3 protein-coding genes are annotated in these 7,975 nt (G+C 64.4%); all 3 read left to right on the forward strand.

The annotated features are described in order from the left end of the window. Positions 1-133: 133 nt before the first annotated feature. The 3 genes from ABFX50_RS46510 to ABFX50_RS46520 all read left to right on the forward strand — a co-directional run bounded on the left by ABFX50_RS46510 (position 134) and on the right by ABFX50_RS46520 (position 7,668). Positions 134-5,230, forward strand: coding sequence for an SAM domain-containing protein (locus tag ABFX50_RS46510; RefSeq protein ID WP_346156699.1), 5,097 nt, complete (start codon positions 134-136; stop codon positions 5,228-5,230). A 275-nt stretch (positions 5,231-5,505) separates the two neighbouring features. Beyond that, positions 5,506-6,624: a hypothetical protein gene (locus ABFX50_RS46515; protein ID WP_346156701.1), complete on the forward strand. Its 1,119-nt coding sequence runs from the start codon at positions 5,506-5,508 to the stop codon at positions 6,622-6,624. A 252-nt stretch (positions 6,625-6,876) separates the two neighbouring features. Next, the gene (locus ABFX50_RS46520) at positions 6,877-7,668 is read left to right on the forward strand and encodes an HNH endonuclease (protein ID WP_346156703.1); all 792 of its coding nucleotides are present in this window, start codon (positions 6,877-6,879) and stop codon (positions 7,666-7,668) included. The last annotated feature ends 307 nt before the right edge of the window (positions 7,669-7,975 follow it).

Genomic DNA, 7,975 nt, shown 5'->3' on the forward strand with positions numbered 1-7,975 from the left:
ACTGACGACCTCATGCGGGTATTGGGCCGATCTGATTGCGTCGGTCTAATTGCAACTAGCGCTGCATCGTTCGCGGCGCACCGCTACGGTCAATGGACCGGCCATCGCGAGGACGATGTCATCTGAGGAGCACATGAACGAGCCCGTTGCGCCAGACCATGCCGTTGGACCCGAGGGTGAGGGGACGCCTGCGTTGGCTGCTGCTCCCCAGGACGCGGGCGCCAAGACTGCGCGTGCGACTGAGCGGGGTTCGAGTACCTACGCGACCGGTGGTGGAGGGGTTTCGTTCGCGCATCGCGTCGCGACGGTCTACCTGGCCAGCATATTGACCGAGGCCCGGCGGGCCGAGGCATCTGAGCTGCCGGTGCGGAGGGTGTCGTTTCAGACCGGTCCAGATCACCCGGTCGATGACCTGCTTATCGAGTGTGGCGACCACGCAGCAGAGATGACGCTCGCCGTGGCCTGTCGGGCCACGCCGAACTTCGTCCAGAGTGATGACGAGACGGTGAAGCTCGTCGGGTCACTGCTCGCCGAGGTGGAGAAGTTCGACAGTGACTCCCATCAGGTGGCGGTCGCGACCGCCGGCTGGTCCAGTCAATGGGAACAGCTCGCGACGGTGTGCGACATCGCGCGAGCTAATGCTGACCCGGAATCGTTCCAAGCGTCCATGGATGTCGGTGGCCGTTGGTCTAAGCCGGTGCGTGAGCGGCTCGGCCAGTTTCTGAAGATGGTCGATAGGGCTGTCGAAGACGACACCTCGCCCGAGGAAGTGCTTTGGCTGGCGTGGCGGCTCCTTGGTCGGCTGCACGTGCTCGCGTTCGCTGTTCAGAGTCCGGACGAGGGGGACCGCACGGCGGTGGCGACATCGTTGGCCGGTGTCGCTGCGGCACGAGTCGACGGGGCCGTGGTCCGGGACCGGATTGAGGTCGAGGCAACCCGCTACGACGCGACCGGCGCTGTGGTGGACCTCAAGCTCCTGCGTCGTGACCTTCACCGCGTCTTGGACTCGGCCGAGACGCGAAGCCGGCGCGCGTGGACGGTAATCGCTGAACACCGAAAGTTGGCCGTTGCCGGTGTGCGGACCACCATCGGTGATGAGTCATCCGGTGGGCCGGTCGAGATCGCGTTCGCCGACCGCCGCAAGGAGCTCGCAGAAGCTCTGCGCGCAGCCGGAGCTCGAGCGTCGGCTCTGCTGATATCTGGTGAGTCCGGCATCGGTAAGAGCGCGTTGACGCTGTCAGCCATCGAAGAGCTTGAAGCCGCGGACCCAGCAGGATTCGAGGCGGTGGTGGTCAACTTCCGCAGCTTGCCGCAGTCGAGCTTGGAGCTTCGTGCAGTGCTCGGGATGTCGATGGAGGACGTGCTCGCGGAACTTTCGGCACCAAGCCGGGTCCTGGTTGTCGACGCTGCTGATGCGGCACTGGAGCGATCCGCTGGCCTGTTGAGCGACCTTGTGTTGGCCGCGGCTGCCGCGGGTGTCGGGGTCGCCGCGGTCACGTCTGACCAGGCATCCAGCTTCGTACGGGAGCAGGTGGAGCTGGGCTTCGGGAGGGCCATTTCGTCCTTCACGATGAAGCCGCTGGAGGACGAGGACATCTCGGTCGTCTCGGACCACTTCCCGCTTCTGCGTGCAGTCCTGCGGGACATGCCTGCGAACTCGCTTTTGCGACGGCCCGTTGTGTTGGACCTCTTGGCACGGACCGGGTTGGAACCTGATAGCTCACTGGGCGAGTGGGAGTGCCTGCAGCTGGTGTGGAGCAAGGTTGTACGAGGCGACGGGCGCCCGGGCGTCGGCTCAGCGGAGGCCCGCGAACAGACCTTGCTCGCGGTGGCAGCGTCAACAATGCAACTGCCCGAAACCCGACGACCTGGTGCCGGCATTGACGCTGCAGCGGTCGATGCATTAAGGCGGGACCATCTGCTCGCGCCCGCGAGCCCCTATCGAGACCAGCCGGAGTTTGCGCACGACGAAGTCCGGCGGTACGCGACTGCCATCCTTCTAGTCCGCGGCCAGATACCGACCGAGCTGCTGGGAGCAGCTGGCGTGCCCCGGTGGGCGCTGTCAGCCGCCACGCTCGCATGCAAGGGACTACTGAAAGCACCGAGCGCTCAACCCGCCCGAGTGTTCGTCCAGTTGCTCTCGCAGTTCACGCCGTTCGCGGCATCGCACGGGCCCAGGTGGGCTGACGTCCCCGTAGAGGCGGTTCTGGAGACGCCGTCCGCATACGAGTGCCTGAAGGCAGCGTTCGCGGATGAGTCCGTTGACCTCGTACTCAGTGACGTGGTTCGGGTGGTTCAGCAGAGGCACAAGGTCAACGCGTTGGTCGACCCCGTCATCTCGGCCCCAGTCGTGCAGATTCTCCTCGATGAAAAAGCGCCGTGGGACGTGTCAGAGGAGTCGTTCGAGCTGCTCGCGGACTGGTTGCAGGCTCTGTCGTTGGCGGACGTACCGGCGGGAAACGAACTGCGCATCAGGCTGCGGGGCCGCCTACTTGCCTACTGGGACTCGTTCCCTCCGCGCGACACCAGCGGTGACCTTCTGCCCAGCTGGATGTCCGAACGGCGTCGACGTCGGCGCAAGCTGGACTACCACCTCACAAAGGCAGAGTTCGTTGAAACCTTGGCGCTGCTCGGACCGGACATCGACGAAGCCGCCATAGCGTGTCTTCGGGCAATCGCCGATGACGCACCGGCGTTCCTGGCCCCGGCTGCCGACTCGCCGTTGAGCGCCCGAGCCTTGGCGCAGAAGAACCCGGAGATGTTAGCGACGTTGATGGAGGCCTACTACATCGACGACGAGCATGGTTGGCACCGAGATGAGGGCGTCCGGGGGCATCAAGGCCGCTGGACCAGTTTTGGACCACCGTTCTCCCAGTACTACTTTGGTGGATTCTGGCAGCTGTTCCAGACCGCACGCTTGCGTACATCGGTGCGGGTGCTGAACAACGTCTTGAACAGTGGTGCACGGGCGCGGGTCGAAACCCCGTCTCGACTCAACTCAACCGGCGTTTTCGCTGAGCCGGTCGCCGAACCGGGCGCAAAATCCGTTGCCGGAACCGACGGCGCAGACGAAGAAGGTGAAGACCGGGGTGCCGTCCTGAACCTCGACGGCACCGCCCGCTTGTACGTCGGCGACAGCCACGTCTGGAGCTGGTACCGGGGCACGTCAGGCGGCCCGCACTCGGCAATGAGCGCGCTCCAGGCGATGGAACGCCTCGCTGACGGATGGCTGAGGCAGGGTGTGCCGCCGAAGAAGGTCGTCGAGGTACTTCTGAACGGATGCGAGAACCTGGCGGTCCCGGGGATGCTGTTCGGTCTGCTGGTGCGCCACATAGAGAACGTCGGCAGCGAGCTCGACCCGTTCCTCGCTGAGCCGGTCGTTTGGGAGCTGGAGTTCGGCCGCCGGATGAGTGAGTACTTTGGACTGCGAGCTACAACCGAAGGCCTCGTGAACCTGGAACGTCGCCAGTGGACACCGCGTGAGGTGGCCGCGTGGCTGATGACTCACGGCGGGCAGGAGCGCGCCGAGGTTTTGAAGAAGGTCGCCGAGCAACTCGTCGAGAACGGAGACCGCCTCGGCATCAGCCCCGAGCTGACGAAGAACTGGGCCGCAAGCCTGGACTCCGATCAGTATCGGATCACTCGGCATGGCGATCAGTACTACATCGAGGTCGTTTCGCCACCTGAGATCCAGGTCGCGCAAGAGATGCACGCGGCGTACCAGGAGCTCGTGCAGACCACCATGCGGCTGCAGAACCGGTACTGGGGCTCGGCCAAGTACGAAGCCGACTACGTGCCACCCTCCTCAAAGGAGATCGCCGCGGACCTGGCTGCCGCCAGATCGTTGTTCGAGTCCGATGGAGACCAGATGCCGACCCGACCCATGGACGCGGTAGCCCACGTCGTCCGCGCAGCGGTCGAACGAGCCGCGGTCGGTGACATCGACGCGCTGGGCGGCGAGGGGACCTTCGCGACAGAGTTCGTTCTCGGTGTTGCGTTGTCGTTCCAGGCCGCCAAGGACCAGCGCCACGAGGGTCAGTACTTCGACCTCGGCGCCGACCGGGCCGTGGCCCAGGCCCTGCCGGCGTTCCTCACATCTGCGATGACCCCACCCCTAGAGGCCGCGGGAGGCTCGACCGATGATGTTGCCGAGGCCGGCTTCGCGATGGCAGGCAAAGCGTCCCTGGAGACGCGGCTATACCTGGCGCGCGGATGCGATGTCGTCTGGGCAGCGCCTTGCCACGGCGACCCATGCGTCCACCGGACAGCGTTGAACTGGTTGGCCGAGTCCGCTCGTATCGCAGAGATCGGACCGCGGGACCAACACGCCCAGCGGCGGCCGAACGTCCAGATTGTCGGCGACGTCGCCGAACGCCTTCAGGAGTTGGCTGGAGACTCCATCGACATCGCCGTGCTCGACGCAGCCATACGCGGACTCGGCGCAGCCGCGTCCTCGGACCACTGCTGCACTGACGACGCAGCTACGCTGCTCGCCGCCCTTCTCGACGTCGAGCGACGTGCCATGGTCGAACAGGAAGAGAAGGGCTGGACCGCGGACGACCGCGGGACGCACACCCTCGTCGCCGCACGAGCCCTGCTCGAGGGCTTTGCAAAGAACGGTGACGGCAGGCCGGTGCTCGAACACCTCGATGTCCTTCGCGCGGACGCAGGACTGATGTCGAACTTCCTGCACGGTCTCGCGGCAGTCGGCGCAGAGAACGAACGCCTGGCTGAGGCTGCCCGAAATGTTTGGCCATTGTTGCTGCGCCACGCCATTGGGTACCTAAGCGACGACCCGAGCCCCTATCAGGACCACCACTGGGGCGACTGGGCCGCTGCTGCCCTCCTGCCGGACCCGCTTCCGTGGACGCAAGGCCTGTACAACGAGGTCATCGGTGCACCCATCGACTGGGTCCGTGCTGAGGACCTCGTTGGGCTGATCGACGACTGGTCACCCGCCGCGCACGGACAGGTCAAATGCGTCGACGGGCTCATCGGCATCCTGCGGAAGCTCTCGGTGGAGGTGCAGGTCACTCGCGGCCTGCGCTGGGTGTCCGACCTGTGCATTCAAGACGGCCGGGTCACAGTCAAGCAGTCGTGGCTGTCGAACAACTGGCTCAAGGAGGTTCGCAGTACGGCGGAGGAACTCGGCCATCTGGACGAGTGGCAGATGCTTGTCGATTCCTTGGTCGTCGCCGGGAACGAAGGACTGGCGCCGTACAGTAGGTGACGTCTCAAGGCCCCTAGCCGAACTTTCCTGAGAACTTCCGGATCCGCCGCGATCCGCGCGGCTCTGCCGATGGTCGGACGTCTGCCCGCGGTTATATCTGCGCTGTTCTCGGTTCTCCTGACCCGCGCGGCTACTGGACATCAGACCGACTTGGCGTGCGAAGCGCGCTGGGTGGGCGGCAGTCCCCTAGCGCGATGGGATTACGGAAATCCGGCGAGTCGTGCGCGGGGCGTGTGCAGACTGAGTGCATCGTCAGACGGACGGAGGTCGAAGCGATGGCAACGACATCAGCAACGCTCCCCGAAGGCGTCATCGAGGTCGACGGGCTGCTCTGGAAGCCGAAGCCCGGCGCGACCGCCACGGCCGAGAAGTTCATAACGGCGCGGACGCGCTTCGTTGAGATCAACTGCGACGGCAGATGGAACCCGTGGGTACTCGACGAGCGCCGGGCCGAACTCGATGAGGCGATCGCCATCATGGGTCAGTGGACACGCGCCGAACCCGGACACCGCCGACTGACGACGAAGCAGTTGGAAGCACGCTGGGAGCGCGAGGACCGCAAGCTGAAACGAGAACGCGCCGCTGCCGACAAACAGCGCGAGGCCCGCAAGCAGCACTACGACCCGCAACGGGCGCAGGCACGGCTGTCGCTCATCGAGAACCAGTCCATCCTTGACCACCTGCAGACGGAGCTGGCTGCGTTCTGGGACGGCTCGCGCTACCTGGGCATGGAGCCGGTCAAGCGCCAGAAGGAGATGGCCGAGCTTGAGACCAAAATCGAGCGTGTCCAGAAGTTCGTGAAGCACCTTGAGGCTGAAGTGGGTGACCCGGAGGAGGTCATCGACAAGAACGGCTGGTTGCCCGGGGAGCGGCGCGAGGCCTTGCTCTTTCAGTACAAGTACGACCGGGAGTTCGCGGTTCGGGACCTGCGGAAGCAGCTTGCCGAGCTGCAGTCCACCTACAAAGCTTCGAAGGACCGAAAAGAGCGCTCAGACCTGCGCTTCAAGATCAGCATGGCACAGCACAAGCTCGACGCTCTGCTGGCGGTTCCCGAGCTTGCCGCCGAGCAGATGTGCAGCGAGTGCGCCACGCCGATGTTCAAGCACGGGTGGGTGACACCGCCGTATGACGGCCCGTGTCCGGCTTGGCCAGGGTGGGCGAAGCGGATACAACGGGTGCGGGAGATGCTCAAAGCTGCCGGCGAGGCGAGCAAGGGGCGCAAGAAGCCATCAGCGTCGCCGCCCCCTAAGCCGGAACCGCTGGCCGTCATCCCGTCGGGGTTGCCGGTTGCGGAGATCACGGCGAGCCTGACCGAGTTGCAAAAGCAGTTTCCTGATGCCGAGGTGCGGCGCGGACGGGCGAACCGATGGGAGCTGTGGCCAGCGAAGAGCTAGATCGCGATCTTGAAGCCTGTCTGAAGCCATCCAGCCGTGCCACTGTGAGTAGGCATCCTCGCATCGTTTCGAGCAGCCCTGTTGACCGGCTGTACTCCCACCTCTGAAGCAGCGCGGCGGCGGGCGGGGTCTCGGCTTCCTCGTTAGCTCCGCGGCTTCTTGCCCGCTTCAATGATGGTCCGGTCCGCGGGGAACTTGCGGACCTCGCCGTCCGGCTCGGTGATGACCAGGATGGGATCTAGGCTCTTCTCCATGGGGATCTCGGAGCGGACCCGGAAGATCATTTGGGTGGAGTCGGGCGGGCGTTGCGCCATCTGCCGACGGCAGGTCCTGACTCCAGGTAGCGAGACAGACGATCCCTCGATCTTCGGCGAAGAGTGTCACATCGTCGCCCGCGGAGCTTCCGGGCCGCGAGCCGGCGGCTTGGGCGAGGAACTGATAGACCACCACTCAAACCTTCTGCTGTTGTGCAGCGAGCACCACAAGCAGATCGATGACCAGGTCGCGACGTTCACCATTGAACGCCTACACGAGATCAAAAAGTCACATCGCGAGTGGATCGCACGCCTGGGCAATCCTGATGGCGGTCCCGTCCGCCTTGTCCCGGATCCCAGCTTTCCACGACCACGTGTCCTGACGCCGATCACCACAGGGAACGCTCTCTGGGAGATGCTCTTCAGGGCAACAGCTTTCGAGTACGCCTACGCTGACCATCAGCCCGAAGCCGCAGAAGACTTGACGATCGAGTTCCTCGACATGATCAAGGATTACCTCGACATCGCGAGCGAACTCGACAGCATTAAGGAGCAGCGAGATGCGGCGAAGCTCCTCGGGGACTACATCAGCCGCCTCGCCGAAAACGGCTACCTGGTCGGTGCATGGGTACGCCACATGTTGCTGACAGGCGGACCAACTGAAGCCGAGCCCTCGCCATGGGAAATCCTTCGGGTCGAAGTGATCCCCGCAGCCGCCGCAGAGGTCGTCGATAGTCAGGGAAAGCCCGTTACGATCCCCGATCCACCGAGCAGCTCTCAGGCGAGCTGAGCGTTTTTGGATACCTCCCACAAGGTTGCCGTCATGGTCCGGAACTGCTGTACGGAAGTCGAAAAAGCCCTCCCAGATCATCCGAGAAGGCCTTTCACCTGGAAACCGCTCAGGATTCGGAACCGAAAACCCTTCATTACGAGTCTGATTACGGCCATCCACCGGTGTCCGCCCTCATCCCGCCGCCCTGGTCGACGGCCACTCGCACAGCTAGTGCGGTGACCACATAGGTTCACCGGCTCGAGGAACAGCGCTGTTCTGCTTGCGCTGGCCGTACTGGTTGCCCTCCACTGTCGTATCGACACCG

It is taken from the genome of Nonomuraea recticatena, assembly GCF_039533245.1.
Classification (GTDB): domain Bacteria; phylum Actinomycetota; class Actinomycetes; order Streptosporangiales; family Streptosporangiaceae; genus Nonomuraea; species Nonomuraea roseola.